This is a genomic window from Methylobacterium jeotgali (genome assembly GCF_022179345.1).
Lineage (GTDB): Bacteria > Pseudomonadota > Alphaproteobacteria > Rhizobiales > Beijerinckiaceae > Methylobacterium > Methylobacterium jeotgali.
The window spans coordinates 51,271-69,365 of the sequence record NZ_BPQR01000001.1 but is presented as its reverse complement, the minus strand read 5'-3'; the positions used below and the strand labels follow the sequence as shown (position 1 = coordinate 69,365).

Here is an 18,095-nt window from a genome sequence, read left to right as displayed (position 1 = left end):
CCCTCCTATCTCAACCGCTGCCTGAGCGCTCGTCGGCCTTCGGGCGGCACGGCAGCTGCGTAGATTGCCCCGTCGGTCTCCGTACCGCCCGAGCCCTGTGCCGATCCGGCACGGAGCGGCGCGAAACGGATCAGACCGGCGACAGGCATCCGTCCGGCGCGGGACGCGACGGGCAGATCAGGGAATGGTGTCCATGTTCGATTTCGCGACGCCCCTTCGCAACGATCCGCCGCCGGCGCCCCGCCCGTCGGAGCCCGGCCGGCCCGACCTGCGCACGGTGCTGCGCCGCCTTCGGCAGGGCACCAGCACGATCCTTCTCGGCGGCGCGGTCAGCGTCGTCGCGGCGGTGGCGCTGCTCGGCCTGGCGACGCCGAGCTACACCTCGAACGTCCAGATCCTCATCGACCCGTCCGACCTTCGGGTCGTCGAGAACGAGGTCAGCGCCCGCACCCCGCAGGCCGACAGCGGGGTCTCCCTCGCCGAGAGCCAGGCGCGGGTGATCCAGTCGGACAGCGTGCTGCGCCGGGCCGTCGTCGCCCTGCGCCTCGACCAGGACGACGAGTTCGTGCGTCCCGAATGGGACAGCCCGGTCGTCAACGGCCTGAAGTCGATGCTCGGGATGCTGCCGCCCCCTGGCGGCCGCGACCCGGTCAACCTCGCCCTCGACGCGCTCCGCCTGAAGCTCGCGGTGCGGCGGCCGGAGCGGACCTTCGTGATCGACGTCTACGTGCAGTCCCGCGAGGCGGAGAAGGCCGCGCGCATCGCCAACGCCATCGCCGACGCCTACTTCCGCGAGGAGGCCGCCGCCCGCACCGAGGCGGCGCGCCGCGCCTCCGACGCCCTCGTCGGCCGGCTCAACGCCCTGCGCGGCGACGTCGAGGAAGCCGAGCGGCGGGTCATCGCCTACCGACAGGACCACCGGCTCGTGGCGTCCAGCGGCAGGCTCCTCACCGACCAGCAGCTCGGCGACCTGAACCAGCAGCTCGTCACGGCCTCGATCCGCACGGCGGAGGCCAAGTCGCGCCTCGATCAGGCCCGGAGCATGAAGGCCGGCGACGCGAGCACGGCGCTGCCCGAGATGCTCCAGTCTTTGGAGATGCAAGCCCTGCGGCAGCAGTTCGCGACGCTCTCGCGCAACACCGCCGAGCTCGCCACGCGCCTCGGCACGCGCCATCCGGCGATGGCCGAGCAGTACGCCCAGCAGAAGGACCTGCAGCGCCTGATCCAGCGGGAGAAGGAGCGGATCATCGAGACGACGCAGAAGGACTACGACCGCGCCGCCGCGAGCGAGGCGGCCATCCGCACCAACCTCGACCGGGTGAAGACCGAGACCGCGACGAGCGACCGCGCCAATGTCGGCCTGCGCGAGCTGGAGCGGACCCTGGAATCGCGCCGGGGCGTCTACGAGGCGTTCCTGAAGCGCTCCCGCGAGGCCAGCGAGCAGGAGCGGCTCAACAGCACCAACGTGCGCGTCATCTCCCAGGCGACTCCGGCGCGCCTGCGCAGCTGGCCGCCCTCGCCCAAGGTCGTGCTGCCCGTCGCCCTCGTGCTCGGCCTGATGGCCGGCGCCGCGCTCGCCTATCGGCGCGTCAGACGGCGCGAGGGCTTGCCCGCCGCCGCACGAACCGGCGCGCTCATCCCGGTGCCCGCCCGCGCCTTCCGGGCCGCCGATGCGTGACGTTCCCGATACCTCCATCCTGCCCGAGACGCTGATGGCCCGCCGTCTGTACCGACTGGACGCTCTCTCGGACCCGTTCCTGCGGGACGACCGGTCCCGCCCGGAGGCCGTCGCGTCGCGGGCCGCGACACCGGTCGAGCCGGCCGCGGCGACGGTGCCCGCGACCGCCACGCTGTTCGGCATGGCGTTCCGGGTCGACTCGGCCGAGGCCATCCTGCGCTCCGTCGCGGCGGCACCCGCGACCGCGCCGCGCCTGATCACCACCGCCAATGTCGACCACACGGTGGTGCTCTCGCAGGATCCGGCCTTCCGGGCAGCCTATGCCGGAGCCGCCGTGCGCACCCTCGACGGGACGCCCCTCGTCTGGCTCGCCCGGCTCCTCGGGGCGCGGGCGGCGCAGCGCATCACCGGGCACGATCTCCTCGCGGCGGCGCTCTCCGCTGCGCCCGCGCCGAACGACCGCATCTTCCTGATCGTCGCCGAGGAGGAGGTCGGCACGCGGATGCGGGCGCTGCTCGCGCGGATCGGCCATCCCGCCTCCGCCGTCGCCGTCGCGGTGCCGCCCTTCGGCTTCGAACACGACGCCGCCTTCGGCCGGACGCTGGCGCAGCGGATCCGCGAGCATGGCACGACGCTGCTCGTCATGGGCGTCGGGGCGCCGAAATCCGAGGTCTGGGTGTCGCGCCAGGGCGCCGCCCTCGGAGGCCCGGTGGTGCTGTCCGTCGGCGAGGCGCTCAACGTGGCGGCGGGCCTCGTGCCACGGGCGCCCGTCCTGATGCAGCGGATCGGCCTCGAGTGGCTCTTCCGCTTCCTGCTGGCGCCGCGCCGCCTGTTCCGGCGCTACTTCCTGCGCTCCTGGCGCTTCCTCGCCATCGCCGGCCGGGAGATCGCCGGCGCGGTGCGGCGCCGCTGAGGCCGTCTCCGGCCGTGTCGGAGGCGTGAGGGAGCCGAAATCCTCCCCGCGGCGCAACCGGCGCGCTATGATAGGGTCGAATCCCGGCCCGGCCGGCCGGGAGCACGGGCCGCCGCCCCATCCGCATCGTCGAACATCGCCCCGCGCTTTCGCGCGAGCGGCGGCATTCATCCTGCACACGGCGTCCCGGACCCGTCGACGAGAGGTTCGAGCGCGACCGCGATGCCCGAGGTTCATGCCGCCTCCTACAAGGAGGCGATCCTCTTCCTGGTGACGGCCGGCATCGTGGTGCCGCTGTTCCATCGGCTGCGGATCAGCCCGGTGCTCGGCTTCATCGGCGCGGGCGCGTTGCTCGGGCCCTTCGGCCTCGGGCGGCTGGCGGACGGCCATCCCTGGCTCGCGCCTGTCACCATCGGCAACCGCACGGAGATCGCCCATCTCGCCGAGTTCGGCGTGATCTTCCTGATGTTCATGATCGGCATCGAGCTCTCCTGGGAGCGCCTGCGGACCCTGCGGCGCCTCGTCTTCGGGCTCGGCTCGATCCAGGTGCTGTCCTCGGCGCTAGTGATCGGCGCGATCCTCTACGGGCTGAAGGTGCCGGTCGCCGCCGCCGCGATCGTCGGGCTGGCGCTCGCTCTCTCCTCCACCGCCGTGGTGCTGCCGGTGCTCGCCGAGCAGAAGCGGCTCAACACCCCCGCTGGCCGGGCGAGCTTCGCGGTGCTCCTGTTCCAGGACCTCGCCGTGGCGCCGGTGCTGTTCGCCATCGCCGTGCTCGGCCGCAACGACGGCGCCCATATGGGGGCCTCGCTGGTGCTGGCTCTGGGCCAAGCGGCGATCGCCATCGGCGCCATCGTCGTCGCCGGTCGCCTCGCCCTGCGGCCGCTGTTCCATCTCGTCGCGCGTACCCGCTCGCCCGAGCTGTTCATGGCGGCCTGCCTGCTCACCATCGTGGCCACGGCGCTGACGGCCGCCGCCAGCGGCCTCTCCATGACGCTCGGCGCCTTCGTCGCCGGGCTGCTGCTGGCCGAGACCGAGTATCGCCGGGCCATCGAGGCGACGATCGACCCGTTCAAGGGCCTGCTGCTCGGCGTGTTCTTCCTGTCGGTCGGCATGAATCTCGACCCGGCCCAGCTCGTCGCGGCGCCGGCCACGATCCTCGGCCTGTCGCTCGCCCTGCTCGCCATCAAGGGCGCGATCGTGATCCTCGCCGCGCCCGTCCTGCGCATCCCGAGGCCCGTGGCGACGGAGGCGGCGCTGCTCCTGGGCCCCGGCGGCGAGTTCGCCTTCGTGCTGATCGGCGGCGCCGTCGCCGTGGGGCTCGTGCCGGAGCCCGTGGGGGCCGCGGCGCTCATCGTCACCACCGTCACCATGGTGGCGATCCCGCCGCTCGCGGCCCTCGGCCGCCGGATGGGGCGGCGCGTCACCGCCGCGCAGCTCGGGCGGGCGCGGGCCGAGCCGCCGCCGGACAAGCAGCAGAACCGGGTGATCGTCGCGGGCTACGGGCGCGTCGGCCGTCTCGTCGGCGACATGCTCTCGCGCCACAAGATCCCCTACATCGCCCTCGATTCAGACCCGGCGCGGGTGACGGAGCTGCGCCGCCTCGGCAACCCGGTCTATTTCGGCGACAGCGCCAACCCGGAGATGCTGCGCCGCTGCGACATCGCCTCGGCCCGCGCCCTCGTCGTCACCCTCGACAACCCGGCCGCCGTCGAGGCGGTGGTGCAGGCGGCCCGCGCCGAGCGGCCCGACCTCACCATCGTCGCCCGCGCCCGCGACGCCCGGCACGCCACGCAGCTCTACGAGATGGGCGTGGACGACGCCGTGCCGGAGACCATCGAGGCCTCGCTGCAACTGTCGGAGGCGGTGCTCGTGGATGTCGGCGTGCCGATGGGCCTCGTCATCGCCTCGATCCACGAGCGGCGGGACGAGTACCGTGTCATGCTCAAGCGCAAGGAGAGCGATCAGCGGCCGGTCTTCCGGGCCCGCCGCACGGTCGGCAAGGGCGTGGAGCCGCCGGGCCGCGATGCCGCCAGGGACGAGGCCGCCGCGAAACGCGCCTGAGAGGAAGCAACCCGCGCGGCAGCCTTCAGGCCGGGTGCCGCGCCTCGCCCTGGGCGTCCGCCTGGGCCCGGCGACGGGGTGCGCGCACCGGGCGCTCCGCCGGCTCGAATCCGGGCGCGAAGGTGCAGCGGTAGACGATCTCGTCCGGCGGCCCGAGAGAGGTCGCGAGCGGGATGCGCACGGTGTCGCCCGAGTAGTGCCAGTTCCGTGTGCCCTTGTCCCAGTAGAGCCACACCGTGTCGGGCCGGCCCCGCAGCGAGAAGATCGCGGCCTTCTTCGAGAGCGCGTGCACCGTGCGCGGCTCCATCATGCCCTTCTCGCGATAGGCGACCTGGGCGGCCTCCGGCTGACGCTCGATGAACGTGTTCCGGACGATTTGAATCGTCGCGCCCGGCTGAGCGAGAAATCGCTTGAAGTCGCTCAAGGAGCGCAAGACAATAGCCATGACGCGTATCCCTCGACTCGGGAAACACTTACCCCCGAGACGCATGTGACAAGCTGCGCACGCTGTTCTTGATTCCGATGACAGTGCATGTCGCTCGAACAAGGCGAGTGCCCTGCCTATCAACAGGAATCGGGACTTATACCCAGCTTCGGCCGGCTTATCCCGAGGGGCCCTTCCGACCCCCTCCCCGCCGCTCCGTGGGAACTGCGCAGGCGCCTACCACCCCCGCGCCTTGACCGTCGGGGTCCCCTGCGGCCATCTCCGCCGATGCTGCTCCAGTTCTTCGCCGCCCTGCGCGAGGCCCGCGTCCCGGTCACGCCGCGGGAGTACCTGACGCTGCTCGGCGCCCTCGACCGCGATCTCGCGGGCAAGCGCGTCGAGGATTTCTATCACCTCGCCCGCGTGGCGCTGGTGAAGAACGAGCGCCATCTCGACCGCTTCGACCGGGTGTTCGGCACCGTCTTCAAGGGGCTCGAGACGCTCGGCGACGGTGAGGGTCAAGGCCCGACGCCGATCCCCGAGGAGTGGCTGCGCAAGCTCGTTGAGAAGCACCTCTCCGAGGAGGAGAAGGCGGAACTGAAGGCGCTCGGCTGGGACCGGCTGTTCGAGACCCTGAAGCAGCGCCTCGCCGAGCAGAAGGGACGCCACCAGGGCGGCTCGAAATGGATCGGCACCGGCGGCACCTCGCCCTTCGGCGCCTACGGCTACAACCCCGAGGGCATCCGCATCGGTCAGGAGGGCAACCGGAACTTCCGCGCCGTGAAGGTCTGGGACAGGCGCGACTTCCGCGACCTCGACGACGGCCGCGAGCTCGACACCCGCAGCCTGCGCATCGCGCTCCGGCGCCTGCGCCGCTTCGCGAGAGCCGGCGCGGCCGAGGAGCTCGATCTCGACGGCACGATCCGCTCAAGCGCCGCGCGGGGCTATCTCGACCTGCGCCTGCGGCCGGAGCGGCGCAACGCCGTGAAGGTGCTGCTCCTCCTCGACGTCGGCGGCTCGATGGACGGCCACGTGATGCTCGCCGAGCAGCTATTCTCGGCGGCGCGGGGCGAGTTCAAGAACCTCGCCCACTACTACTTCCACAACTGCCCCTACGAGACGCTCTGGCAGGAGAACGCCCGGCGCCACGAGGCGCGCATCCCGCTCCTCGACGTGATCCGCACCTACCCGCCGGACTACAGCGTCGTCTTCGTCGGCGACGCCTCCATGAGCCCCTACGAGATCGCCATGGCCGGCGGCTCCGTCGAGCACTGGAACGCGGAGTCGGGCTCGGCCTGGCTCCAGCGCATCCTCGACCACTTCCCGAAGGCGGTCTGGCTGAACCCGGTGCCGGCCCAGCACTGGGCCTACACCCAGTCGATCGGCATGGTGCGCGGCCTCATGGGCGGCCGCATGTTCCCGCTGACGCTCGAAGGGCTCGACGGTGCGATGCGCGCCTTGATGCGGTAGGCGCCGCGCTCAGCCCTGGCGGGCGGGCGTCGTGACGGTCAGCCCGTCATACTCGGGCTCGATGCGGATCTGGCAGGAGAGGCGCGAGGTGTCGCGCACGTCGGTGGCGAAGTCGAGCATGTCCTGCTCCATGTCCTGCGCCTTGCCGACCCGGTCGATCCACGCCGCGTCGACGTAGACGTGGCAGGTGGCGCAGGCGCAGGCGCCGCCGCACTCGGCGTCGATGCCGGGCACGTTGTTGCGCAGCGCCGCTTCCATGACGGTCGCGCCGACCACGCCCTCGACCGTTCGGGCTGTCCCGGCATGGTCGATGAAGGTGATCTTCGGCATCGATGACTCCCGCCCCGCCCGGCGATTGAATGGTGAATGCCGCGCGGCGCCGCCTGCTTGGAGGGGGCCGCCACGGATTGCAAGGGCCGCGCCCGCCGTTCTCGCGTCCCCGCGCGCAGCAAGTGGGCTCCCTGTGGCGCGGCGGCGAGGGCCGGCAGCGCCGCTGCGTCAAAGAAATGCAGCCGCTGCCGGACCGCTCAGCCGCGCCGCCCGATCTCGGCGACGGCGGCCTCGGCCGCGGCCGTCAGCACGGCGAGCGCGTCCGGTGCTGCGCTTCCCGTCACGCGAAGGCCGGCCTCGAGGGTCTCGCAGGCGGCCGCGACCCGCGGCGCGCCGATGCCGGCGGCCGAGCCGCGCAGGGTATGGGCCGCGTCCGCCCGGTCGGCCGCCGGCAGCGCCGGATCGAGGATCTTCGGGACGAGGCTTCCGCACTGGCCGGCGAACAGGTCCAGCAGCTCGCGGGCGAGGCTGGTGTCGCCGCCGGTCTGCGCGGCGAGATGGGCGTGGTCGATCTCAGTGCTCACCGCTCGTCCTGCCGCCATGCCCGGGCGCGTTCCGGCGGTCCCCGGCTGTCCACAATGCGGGTGCCCGTCGGGCCGACCCTTAAGCCTTGTCCGGCCATGGAGATAGCTGCGCTCCGGCCCGGCGCGGCCGGCGTGGTAACCATTCCGTTAAGGTTTTTTCGAGCCGTCCCCGCCTTCGGGTATTCCGGGAGGGCGGCGGCGTCTAAGCTTCCTTGGTAAACGGGTAGTTGTGTCTCCGCTGCCGGGCGCGGCCGGCAGCGTTCAAGACCACGCGTACAGAGGCGTTGCATGGCCACCGAGAAGAAGCTCAAGGATCCGGCCGAGGCGGCGCTCTCGGCCATCGAGCAGGCGCTCAGCCTCGACGTCCTGACCCGCGACGGCGAGACGCGGCCCGAGCCGCGCCTGCCCGATGTCGGGGACGGCGACCCCCTCGTGGAGGCGGCCGGCCGCACGCAGCCCCCCCGCCTCGATCTCGATCCGCCGCTGTCCTCCGAGGTGCCCGCGCCCGATCAGCCGCGCCCGGCTCGCGAGGGCGGCCTGCTGCCGCCCGACCGCTCGCTCGTGGCCAACGACGACCGCCGCAACATCGGCGTGCTCCAGCAGACCCTGCGGGTGCGCACCTCGAAGCGCCCCTACCTGTTCGCGGCGCTCGCCGCCCTCCTCTGGATCGGAGGCCTGACCGCGCTCGCCTCAGGCCAGGCCGGCGGCGACCTCTCCGGCGTGCTTGCCGGCCTCACGCCCGTCCAGGGCGTGATCGCCGCCGCCGCGCTGGCCCTGCCGCCGCTGCTCTTCGCCGTGGCGGCGATGCTCGCCGTGCGCGCCCAGGAGATGCGCCTCGTCGCCCGCGCCGTGGGCGAGGTCGCCGTGCGGCTCGCCGAACCCGACACCTTCTCGACCGACGCCGTGCTGACCATGTCGCAGACCGTGCGCCGCGAGGTGGCGGCCGTGGGCGACGGCGTCGAGCGGGCGCTCGCCCGCGCCGGCGAGCTGGAGACCCTGGTGCGCGGCGAGATCGCCACCCTGGAGCGGGCCTATTCCGACAACGAGATCCGCATCCGCTCCCTCGTCGACGAACTGGTGGCCCAGCGGGAGTCCATCGTCGCCAACGCCGAGCGCGTGCGCGGCGCCATCTCCGGCACCCATCACAGCCTGAGCCAGGAGCTGGAGGGGGCGGCCGAGAAGATCGTCTCGGCGATGACCGGCGCGGGCGAGCGCGTCACCGGCGCCATCGACGCCCGGGGTGCGGCCGTCTCCCAGGCGCTCGGCGAGCGCGGCGACACCATCACCGCGGCGCTCGGCCATGCCGGCGACCGGGTGGTCGAGGCGATGGCGGGCCGCGCCGCGGAGGTGACGAAGGCGCTGGAGACCACCGGCGGCCACATCACCGGCACGCTCGCCGACAACGCCGCGCATGTCGCCCGCAACCTCGCCGAGACCGGCGCCGGAGTGATGGAGGCGATCACCCGCCAGGGCACCGAGGTCCGCGAGACCTTCGAGCGCTCCGCCCAGACGCTGGAAGGCACCTTCCTGACGCGCGGCAACGACCTCGCCGAGCGCTTCTCCGCAACCGGGGGCGATATCACCGCGCGCTTCGCCGAGACCGGGGAGTCCCTGCGCGCCCAGGTGTCCGCCGTCGGCGCCGCGCTGTCCGAGGACATCGCCAGCCGCGGCGCGGCGCTGCGCACCGACATCGAGACCGCCGGCGCCAGCGTCTCCGACCTCATCGAGAACCGGGGGCGCGAGACCCAGGCCGGCCTTGCCCTCGCCGCGAGCGGCGTGGTCGAGACCTTCTCGTCCCTGGGCCGCAGCTTCGAGACCAGCGCCGAGGGCGCCGTCGCGAGCCTGCGCGCCGCCGCCGGCACCCTCGGCACCGAGGTGTCGGACCGCGCCGCCGAGGCCGCCGACCTCCTGCGCCGCACCGCCGAGGAGGCGAGCGTCACCCTCGGCGCCAGCGCCAGCGAGGCCACGCAGTCCATGCGCCGCTCGGCCGCGGGCGCCACGGGCGAGCTGGAGGCCCGCACCGTCGAGGCCGTGCAGATCTTCGAGCGACGCCTGGCCGCTACTGTGGAGGAGCTGTCCCGCCGCACCGCCGAGGCCGCGGCCCGGCTCGCCGACGCCACCGAGGGCGCGGCCGGCGCCGTCACCGAGCGCACGGGCGAGGCGGTCGCGCGCTTCGAGGCGTCGCGGGACGACCTGCGCCAGTCCGCCGACGCGGTGCTGCTCGCCGTCGAGACCGGCACGGCCGGCATCCTGTCCCGCTTCCGCGGCTCGGCCGACGAGCTGCACGGGGAGCTCGGCCGCCGCGTCGAGGCGGCCACCGCCAGCCTGCGCGAGACGATCGAGGCCCTCGACCGCGATCTTGGCGCCCGCGCGGCGACCGCCGCCTCCGTCGTCACCCGCGCGGCGGACGGCGTCGGCGGCACGCTGAACGCCAAGCTCGCCGAGATCGAGACCGCCTTCGAGAACCACGGCCGCGGCATGAGCGAACTGATCGCCGGCCAGGTCGACGACGCCCATACCCGCCTCGCCGGCACCGGCCGCGACATCGTGCTCGCCGTCGCGGCCCAGGGCGCCCGCGTCACCGACGCCCTCAACCAGACCGGCGCCGCCTTCACCGAGGCCGCCGATACCCGGACCCGCGCCATCGAGCAGGTCCTCGGCGACCGCCTCGCCGCCCTCCACGAGACCATCGCGCGGGGCGATATCCTCGCCGACCGCATCTCCCGCGACACCACCTCCCTCGGCGCCTTCGTGGTCGATCAGCTGGAGAGCATGGACCGCATCGTCACGGTGCAGGGCAAGGCGGTCGCCGACGGCATCGCCGAGCGCGCCCGCGAGGCCGGCAAGGCGGTCGAGACCCATCTCGGCGCCCTTGAGGAGCGCTCCGCCCGGCGGACCGCCGAGATCGAGGAGACCTTCGGCAACCTCGTCGGCCGCGTCGACGCCCATCTCGGGGCGCGGGCGACCGCCCTCAACGAGGCGCTGGTCACGCGCACCGGCGAGATGGCCCGCATCATGACCGAGGGCGGCCGCGACCTCGTGCAGGCCCTCGACGGCCGCACCGAGAGCCTCGCCCAGGACATCGCCGGCCGCATGGCGAGCCTCGGCGATGCCCTCGGCGCCCGCTCGGCCGAGATCGGCAACGGTTTCGAGCGCCGGGGCGCCGCCCTCATCCAGGGGCTGGAGGAGGTCGCCAAGCGCCTCGATGGAGTCGCCTTCGCGCGGCTGGAAGCCGTCGGGACGAGCTTCGACGCCCGCAGCCGGGCCGTCGAGGAGGCGCTCGCCGCACGCACCGAGGACATGGCCGGCCGCGTGCTCGCCCTTTCCGAGGCCCTCGCGCAGACGCTGCAGGTGCGCTCGGCCGAGATCGGCGAGGCCTTCGACGAGCGGGCCCGCGGCCTGGCGTTGCGCCTCGACGACACCGCCGCCCGCTTCGACAACGGCATCGTCGCCCGGCTCGAGGCCATCGGCGAGGCCCTTCACGAGAACGGCCGGCGCATCGAGGGCACCCTCGGCACGCAGGCCGACACCATCCGCGCCGCCTTCGACGCCGGCGCCGGGGAGATCGATCGCCTCGTCGCCGAGCGCACCGCTGCCATGGGCGAGGAGATCGAGACGCGCGGCAAGGCCGTGTTCGGGGCGCTCGGCGCCCGCATGGCCGAGCTCGGCCGGCTGTTCGACCGCGGCGGGGCGGGTCTCGGCGAGGTCCTCGACCGGCGCGGCGAGACCGTCGTGGCGCGCCTCAACGAGGCGGCGACCGAGATCGAGCGCCTGCTCGGCGAGGGCGAGGGCCGCATCACCGCCGCCCTGCGCAGCCGCGCGGAAGATCTCGCGCATCTGCTCGACGAGAGCATCCAGGCGGTGCACGGCCTGCTCGATGCCCGCTCCACGGAGCTTCGCGGTGTCATGGACGGCCGCGTGGACGAGATGCGCGCCCTCCTCGACGGCCGGGCCGGCGAGATCGCCGGGCTCCTCGAGGCGCAGGCCGCGACCTTCGAGGATCGGGCCCGCGCCATCGGCACCGGCCTGGAGGATCGGGTCCGCGATCTCGATACCGTCGTCGCCAACCGCAGCGAGGCCTTCACCCAGCGTCTCGACAACCGCATGAAGGTCTTCGCGAGCCTCGTCGCCGCCCGTGGCGATGCCCTCGCCACCGCCTTCGACGACCGCCACGACGCCTTCGCCGCCATGGCCGAGGAGCGGATCGCGGCGCTCGCCGCTGCCTTCGACGAGCGCGCCAAGGTGCACGCCGCGGCGGCCGAGGCCCATGTCGCGGCGCTCACCGCCGCGCTGGACGAGCGCAACGCCACCATCGCCGCCCTCCTCGACGAGCGCACCGCCCGCATGGGCGACGGCTTCGAGCGCCGCGCCACGGCGCTCGGCGCCCTCGTGGACGAGCGCGGCGAGGCTCTGTCGCGGCGCCTCGCTCAAGGCGCCGAGCGGATCGTCCGGGCCATCGAGGAGCGGGGCGGCAACCTCGTGCAGACCCTCGACGCGACCGGTGGCGAGACCGCCCGGAGCCTGGAGGACGGCGTGACCCGCCTGCGCGACCTCCTCGACGGTCCCGCCCGGCAGCTCGCCGAGGATCTCGGCCAGCGGGGCGAGGCGATCGAGCGGGCGCTCACCGTCACCGGAGCGCCGCTGGTCGAGGCCCTGGAGAAGCGCACCCAGGAGCTCGCCGCCCGCTCCGCGGAGGCGGCGCGCCTGCTGCGCGCCTCCGTCGAGGAAGGCGCCGCGCGGGCCCTCGCCGGCCTCGCCGAGACCGGCGACCGGCTCCACGGGGATCTCGGCGGCCTCCTGGCCCGCATCGAGACCGCCAACGCCGCCCTCTCCGAGCTGGTCTCCGGCGCCGGCGAGAATCTCGGCGCCATCGAGGCGGGGCTCGCCGGCCGCGTCGAGCAGATCCAGACCGCCCTCGGGCGGATCGCCGCCGAGACGGTCCGGGCGAGCGACGGCGTCGGCGCGCAGATCGGCCTGCTGCAGGAGGTCTCGCAGGGGGCCCTCAAGGAGGCGAGCGCGCTGGCCGGCGCCCTCGATACCCATGGCCGCAGCCTCGCCGAGCGCAGCCGCGGCCACGTCGTGGCCCTGACCGACGCGGCGGGCACGCTCGCGGGCGTCGAGGAGCGCCTCGGCGCCAGCATCGCCGGCCGCGAGGAGGCGCTGAGCGCCGCGCTCGCCGGCATCGAGGAGCGCTCCACCGCCCTGGAGGCGCAGACGCAGCGGTTCGGGCAGTCCGTGGAGACCGCCCTGCGCGCCGCCGAGGAGCGCGCCCGCAGCGTCGGCGCCGAGCTGTCGAAGCAGGCCCGCGAGGCCGGCGCAGCGGTGACCGGCGAGTTCGAGCGGCTCCAGGCCGGAGCCGGCTCGGAGAGCGAACGCGCGACCAAGGCCGTCCGGGAGGCCGTCGAGGCGGCGACCCGCGAGGTGCGCAGCGTGTTCGAGCGCGCGCAGGGCCGCCTCGGCGAGTCCGTCGCCGGCCTGCGCGAGATGGCCTCGTCCATCCGCGGCGACCTCGAGGCGACCCGGGCCGAGCTCGGCCGCGGCGTCCTCGAGATCCCCCGTGAGACGCAGGACGCCACGGCGGAGATGCGCCGGGTGATCTCCGAGCAGATCGAGGCGCTCAACGAGCTCTCGGCCCTCGTCGCCCGCTCGAACCGCTCCGTCGACGTCGTGCAGCCCGTCGCCGCCAAGGCCGTGGCCGTCGCCCAGACTCCCCGGGCGGCAGCGCCCCAGCCGGCCGCGTCCCAGCCCGCTCCGGCGAAGCCCGCCCAGGTGCAGCGGCCGGCCGCCGGCAACGGTGCGGAGGCGGCCGCCCGGCAGAAGGCCGCCCCGCGGCCGAGCGTCCCGGCGGCGGCCCCCGCCCCCGGCGACAAGCGCGGCTGGCTCTCCGACCTGCTGACCCGCGCCTCGCTCGACGAGGACGAGGACCAGGCGCCCGCCGCTCAGCCGAAGGCGGAGACGGGTGCTCAGGGGCGCAGCCCGCTCGACACCATCGCCGCCGACATCGCCCGGATGATCGACCACGCCACCGCGGTCGACCTCTGGCAGCGCTATCGGCAGGGCGAGGCCGACCTGTTCACGCCGAAGCTCTACACGGCGCAGGGCCGCCAGACCTTCGGCGAGATCCAGCGCCGCTACCGGGCCGATGCGGAGTTCCGCAAGACCGTCGACCGCTACGTGAACGAGTTCGAGCGGCTGCTCGGCGAGGTCTCGCGCAACGACCGCGACTCGCGCCGGGCCGACGCCTACCTCACCTCGGAGACGGGCAAGGTCTATACCATGCTCGCCCATGCCAGCGGACGGTTCGAGGGCATCTGACCCTCGAGCCATCCATCCCGAAAGGAGCGCCCTGGCAGCGACATCCCCGCTGCCGGGGCGTCGTCGCTACAGGAGGCCGAGGCTGGCGAGCTCCCGGCGCAGCGCTTCCGGCAGCTCGGTGAGGCCGCTGCCTCCGCCGGCGTCGAGGTCGGGGGGCGCGTCGGCGGGTTCCAGGTAGCGCCAGCCCTGGAAGGGCCGGCAGGGCCTCGGCGTCACGGGCACGATGCTCGGATCGAGGACGATGCGGCATCGGGAGATGCCGTCCGTGCCGGTGAACGGCTCGATGGCGGCGATGGCCTGCCGGCAGCAGAGCGTGCCGCGGATCACCCAGTAGATCGACCCCTGCCCCGCGATCTCGGCGAGGCGCTTCGGGACCATGCGGGTGGTGTGCGAGGGGGTGTAGGCGCGCCCCTCCTCCGCGGCCTCGCGCGCCCAGCGGGTGTGGCGCGCTTCGAGGTCCGCGATCGAGTCCGGCCCGACGCTGAGCTTGAGAAGGTGGAGAATGTCCGGCGCGTCCCGTCCGCGTCCGGGAAGGCGGGCGCAGGGTCCCCTATAGCAGCACCGCCCGCCGGGGCACGAGCGGCCCTGCGGTCGCGGTGGCTCAGGTGAACAGGGCGAGCTTCTCTTCGAGGGTCAGCTCGTCGAGATCGGCGAAGTCCGGCATCGCGGTCTTGGCGGCCGGCTCGGCCTCGCCCTCCGCCGCATCATCCGCGGCCTCGGCCGTCGTCTCCGAAGCGGGGGAGGTCTCGTCGAGGAGGGCGAACGCGTCGGCATCGGCGCTCTCATCCTGGCTCGCGAATTCTGCCGCGAACGCCTCCTCCGGCTCCAGATCGAAGGCAGGATCGACCGCGACGCTCCCGGCCTCCTCGGCCGAGGTCTCGCCCTCGGCATCGAGCGGGAGCTCGGCCTCTTCGAGAGCCGCGAGGTCGGCCGGCACCGCATCCGGCGCCTCCTCGACCATCGCCTCGTCCGGCGCCGCTTCGCGGAGCGGCATCTCGGCAGCCGTCTCCTCCACGGCGGGAGAAGCCACGAACATGAGGTCCTCGTGCAGAGGTACCGTCCCGAACGCGGCGGCCGCAGGAACCACGGCCTGCGCCCGCGGTCCGGCCTCGCCCTGCTCGGCGCCGAGGCTCTCCATGTCGATGAAGCGGTCGACGTCGGTCTGATCGAGGGGACCGAGGGACGGGTCGACGGCGAATGTCTGCGATCCGGCGCCGGGCGCCGGGGGCACGCTCTCGTCGCCGCCCCAGATGCCGATCATCGCGATCAGCCGTTCTTCCAGGTAGCGGAGGGTATGGACGACGCGGCTGGTGGGCTGCGCCGTGAGGTCCTGGAAGGAGCAGGCGGTGTAGATCTGGGTCGCGTGCCGGTCGAGCTGGTCGCAGAGGCCGTTGTCGACGCCGTTCTCGCGCAGCGTCCAGGCGAGTTCCTGCACCTCCTCGGCCGCGCCGAGGATGTCGGAGGTCGCCTGCTCCGTGGAGCGCACGATGGCGTCGAGCGCTTCCGAGGCGCCCGTGAGGCGGCTCTGGTCGTGGCTCGGGGCGCTGATCGCCGCGATCTCGGCCTTGGTGCGGGCGATGGCGTTGGCCATCTCCATCAGGTCGCCCCGCAGGCGCCCGACACCGTCGAGGGAGCGCTCGCCGGAGACGGCGTTCTCCAGCTTGCCGATGGCGGAGAGCAGCACCTCGGTGTCGGCGTTGCGGTTGCGGCGTGCGTACTCCGAGAGGAACCAGCGCCCGCGGGCTGTCTCGGCGACCGCCGCCTCGATCACCTCGTAGGCGGACGGATCGGCCGGGCTCAGGAACTGCGATCCTGACATTCTCTGGTCCTCGGAGCCGGCGCCTCGAACGGACCAGCCCTCACGCAACCCCGGCAATTTGACAGAACGGGCTTAACGGGCGCTTACGCTGCCGCCCGCCCCTTCCTCTCCCAGCCCCGAAGGCCTTTGCCGACGCCCCCACCCCGCTCCGCCGGCCTCGCGCTGCTCTACGCGGTCGTGTTCGTCGAGATCGGCATCGCGATGCCGTTCATGCCGGTCTGGCTCGACGCGCTGGGCCTTGATGCCCGCATCATCGGCCTGCTGCTCGCGATCCCGATCGCCACGCGCATCGTCGCCACGGCGCCGCTGATGAGCCTGATCGACCGCGGCATCGGCCCCCGGCGGCTGGTGCTGCTGGCGAGCCTCGGCCTCGCGCTCACCTACGCGATGATGCCGACGGCCGCCGCGTTCGGCTGGCCGCTCCTCGCCGTGCTGGTGGCGGTCAACGCGATCGCGGGGGCGCCGCTGGTGCCGAGCATCGACTACCTGACGCTCGCCGCCGTGCGCCGCGACCCGCGCCTCGCCTACGCGCGCATCCGCATGGCCGGCTCCATCGGCTTCCTCATGGCCAACCTCGCTGGCGGCGCGCTGCTCGCCGGGCTCGGCGGGCAGGTGGCGGTGCCCCTGCTTCTGACCGGGCTCGCCCTGTTCGCGAGCGCCGTCGCGGCGGCGAGCCAGGGGCCGGAGCCTGCGGAGCCGCGGCCCGCGCCGGTGGCCGGGCGCCCTCCTCTGCCCCGCGTGCTCTGGCTCTCCATCGCCGCCGCGGCGCTCGTCCAGGCGAGCCATTCGGCGATCTACGGCTTCGCGGGCATCTACTGGACGGCGCACGGCCTCTCGACGGCCGCTGTCGGCGCGCTCTGGGCGGTGGGCGTGGCGGCGGAGATCGTCCTCTTCGCCCTCGTCGGGCGCCTGCCGGACCCTTGGCGAAGCCCCTTCCGGCTTCTTGCCATGGGCGGCGCGGCGGCAGCGGTGCGGGCGCTCGGCATGGCCGCCTTCGGCAGCGACCCGCTGGTCGCCGGGTCGCTCCAGCTCCTGCACGCCTTCACCTTCGGGGCGACGCAGCTCGGCGTCATGGCGGCCGTCTCCCGCTTCGCGCCGGAGGGCGCCCGCGGCCGCGCCCAGGGCACGCTGAGCGCCGTGAACGCGCTCGCCGCCGCCGGATCGACCCTGATGAGCGGCCTCGCCTACCGCGAGGCGGGGCCGGTCGCGTTCCTGCTGATGGCGCCGCTCGCGCTCGCCGGCCTGACGCTGACGGCGCTCGCCGCGCGGGAGGCAAAACGGCCGAGGTTTGGCCCCGGACCCTTCGACAGGGTATGTTAACCGCGTTCCCGCCTGATCCGGCCGTGGGCGGCGGCCGGCTCGCATCGCGGCGCGGGGACGGCAGCAGAACGGGAACGGGCACCGTGCGGGCAAGAGACTCCCATCTCGACGCCACCCTCGACGACGGTCGCGCGAGCGCGCAGGTCGATGCCGCGGGTGGCCGCGTCGCGCTCTCCGGCCGCTGGACGGCGGACCAGGGCCCGGCGGTGGAAGCCGCCGCCGCCGGCATCGCCGCGCTGGGCAGCCGCCCGGTCGAGATCGATCTGCGCCGCCTCACCCGCCTCGACACCCTCGGGGCCTGGGTGCTCGAGCGGACACGGGGCGAGATCGAGGCGGGGGGCGGCGCCGTGGTCTACACCGGCACGACGCCGGAGCATCGCATCCTCCTGGGCGAGATGGGCCTGCGCCAGCCGGAGGCGCCGGCCGGGCCCCGGCATGGGCGGGTCTACGCCTTCCTCGACGCCACCGGCCGCCGCACCGTGCGCGGCGTCAAGGAGGTCGTCTCCGGGATCGCCTTCCTCGGCGAGGTGGTCACGGCCTGCGGGCGCGTCGCCCTGCGGCCGGGCACCTTCCGCACGACGGCGCTCGTCAACCAGATCGAGCACGTGGCCTGGCGCGGCGTGCCGATCATCGCGCTGATCTCGTTCCTCGTCGGCGGCATCGTCGCGCAGCAGGGCATCTTTCAGCTCCAGCGCTTCGGGGCGCAGACCTTCGTCGTCAACCTCATCGGCCTGCTGATCCTGCGCGAGCTCGGCGTGCTGCTCACCTCGATCATGGTCGCGGGCCGCTCCGGCTCGGCCTTCACCGCCGAGATCGGATCCATGCGCATGCGTGAGGAGGTCGACGCGCTCCGCGTGATGGGGCTCGACCCCATCGAGATCCTGATCGTGCCGCGCATCCTTGCCCTGGTGATCGGCCTGCCGATGCTGACCCTGGTCTCGTCGCTCGCGGCGCTCGCCGGCGGCGGCCTCACGGCGATGCTCTACGGCGGCCTGACGCCGGAGGCGTTCCTGGCGCGCCTCCAGGCAGCGATCTCCGTGCATCACGTGTGGGTCGGTCTGATTAAGGCGCCGTTCATGGCGCTGACCATCGGGATCATCGCCACCATCGAGGGCTTCGCGGTGGAGGGCTCCGCGGAGTCGCTCGGCCGCCACGTCACCGCCGCAGTCGTCAAGTCTATCTTCATGGTGATCATGCTTGATGGACTCTTCGCGGTGTTCTTCGCCGCCATCGATTTCTGA

The 18,095-nt window shown here is 73.6% G+C and carries 12 protein-coding genes; 7 read left to right on the top strand and 5 right to left on the bottom strand.

The features are described 5' to 3' along the window. The first annotated feature begins 193 nt into the window (after positions 1-193). From MFF04_RS00315 to MFF04_RS00305, 3 genes are all read left to right on the top strand, one after another. Positions 194-1,678, top strand: coding sequence for a GumC family protein (locus MFF04_RS00315; protein ID WP_238273492.1), 1,485 nt, complete (start codon positions 194-196; stop codon positions 1,676-1,678). Continuing rightward, positions 1,671-2,591: a WecB/TagA/CpsF family glycosyltransferase gene (locus tag MFF04_RS00310; RefSeq protein WP_238273491.1), complete on the top strand. Its 921-nt coding sequence runs from the start codon at positions 1,671-1,673 to the stop codon at positions 2,589-2,591. Before MFF04_RS00315 ends, MFF04_RS00310 begins: the two co-directional genes overlap by 8 nt. Positions 2,592-2,813: 222 nt before the next feature. After that, on the top strand, positions 2,814-4,652 hold the full coding sequence (locus MFF04_RS00305; protein WP_238273490.1) for a cation:proton antiporter domain-containing protein: 1,839 nt from the start codon (positions 2,814-2,816) through the stop codon (positions 4,650-4,652). A gap of 25 nt (positions 4,653-4,677) precedes the next feature. Here MFF04_RS00305 and MFF04_RS00300 read toward each other — a convergent pair whose 3' ends face one another. Next, positions 4,678-5,097, bottom strand: a complete 420-nt coding sequence (locus tag MFF04_RS00300; protein ID WP_238273489.1) for a hypothetical protein — start codon at positions 5,095-5,097, stop codon at positions 4,678-4,680. A gap of 267 nt (positions 5,098-5,364) precedes the next feature. Between MFF04_RS00300 and MFF04_RS00295 the strand changes: the two genes are divergently transcribed. Continuing rightward, positions 5,365-6,546, top strand: coding sequence for a vWA domain-containing protein (locus MFF04_RS00295; protein WP_238273488.1), 1,182 nt, complete (start codon positions 5,365-5,367; stop codon positions 6,544-6,546). A 9-nt stretch (positions 6,547-6,555) separates the two neighbouring features. Here the strand turns inward: MFF04_RS00295 and MFF04_RS00290 are convergent, their stop codons facing one another. Further along, the gene (locus MFF04_RS00290) at positions 6,556-6,876 is read right to left on the bottom strand and encodes a 2Fe-2S iron-sulfur cluster-binding protein (RefSeq protein WP_238273487.1); all 321 of its coding nucleotides are present in this window, start codon (positions 6,874-6,876) and stop codon (positions 6,556-6,558) included. A 197-nt stretch (positions 6,877-7,073) separates the two neighbouring features. After that, positions 7,074-7,400, bottom strand: a complete 327-nt coding sequence (locus tag MFF04_RS00285; RefSeq protein WP_306308066.1) for an Hpt domain-containing protein — start codon at positions 7,398-7,400, stop codon at positions 7,074-7,076. A 288-nt stretch (positions 7,401-7,688) separates the two neighbouring features. Here MFF04_RS00285 and MFF04_RS00280 point away from each other — a divergent pair, with 288 nt between their 5' ends. Beyond that, positions 7,689-13,715, top strand: coding sequence for an apolipoprotein A-IV repeat region-like domain-containing protein (locus tag MFF04_RS00280; RefSeq protein WP_238273485.1), 6,027 nt, complete (start codon positions 7,689-7,691; stop codon positions 13,713-13,715). Between the two features lie 66 nt (positions 13,716-13,781). Here the strand turns inward: MFF04_RS00280 and MFF04_RS00275 are convergent, their stop codons facing one another. Together MFF04_RS00275 and MFF04_RS00270 are read right to left on the bottom strand one after the other, a co-directional pair. Then, positions 13,782-14,219, bottom strand: coding sequence for a DUF1489 family protein (locus MFF04_RS00275; RefSeq protein ID WP_238273582.1), 438 nt, complete (start codon positions 14,217-14,219; stop codon positions 13,782-13,784). 97 nt (positions 14,220-14,316) lie between these two features. Then, on the bottom strand, positions 14,317-15,534 hold the full coding sequence (locus MFF04_RS00270; protein ID WP_238273484.1) for a hypothetical protein: 1,218 nt from the start codon (positions 15,532-15,534) through the stop codon (positions 14,317-14,319). A gap of 126 nt (positions 15,535-15,660) precedes the next feature. Between MFF04_RS00270 and MFF04_RS00265 the strand changes: the two genes are divergently transcribed. After that, complete coding sequence (locus MFF04_RS00265; RefSeq protein ID WP_238273483.1) at positions 15,661-16,854, top strand: MFS transporter; 1,194 nt, start codon at positions 15,661-15,663, stop codon at positions 16,852-16,854. A gap of 83 nt (positions 16,855-16,937) precedes the next feature. Then, a complete protein-coding gene (locus tag MFF04_RS00260; protein WP_238273482.1) occupies positions 16,938-18,095 on the top strand; it encodes an ABC transporter permease in 1,158 nt (385 codons plus the stop codon).

Excerpts from the sequence above, each read along its gene's own strand:
- MFF04_RS00295 (WP_238273488.1), top strand. The coding sequence starts at position 5,365 with ATGCTGCTCCAGTTCTTCGCCGCCCTGCGCGAGGCCCGCGTCCCGGTC.
- MFF04_RS00270 (WP_238273484.1), bottom strand. The coding sequence starts at position 15,534 with ATGTCAGGATCGCAGTTCCTGAGCCCGGCCGATCCGTCCGCCTACGAG.
- MFF04_RS00310 (WP_238273491.1), top strand. The coding sequence starts at position 1,671 with ATGCGTGACGTTCCCGATACCTCCATCCTGCCCGAGACGCTGATGGCC.
- MFF04_RS00280 (WP_238273485.1), top strand. The coding sequence starts at position 7,689 with ATGGCCACCGAGAAGAAGCTCAAGGATCCGGCCGAGGCGGCGCTCTCG.
- MFF04_RS00305 (WP_238273490.1), top strand. The coding sequence starts at position 2,814 with ATGCCCGAGGTTCATGCCGCCTCCTACAAGGAGGCGATCCTCTTCCTG.
- MFF04_RS00315 (WP_238273492.1), top strand. The coding sequence starts at position 194 with ATGTTCGATTTCGCGACGCCCCTTCGCAACGATCCGCCGCCGGCGCCC.
- MFF04_RS00300 (WP_238273489.1), bottom strand. The coding sequence starts at position 5,097 with ATGGCTATTGTCTTGCGCTCCTTGAGCGACTTCAAGCGATTTCTCGCT.
- MFF04_RS00290 (WP_238273487.1), bottom strand. The coding sequence starts at position 6,876 with ATGCCGAAGATCACCTTCATCGACCATGCCGGGACAGCCCGAACGGTC.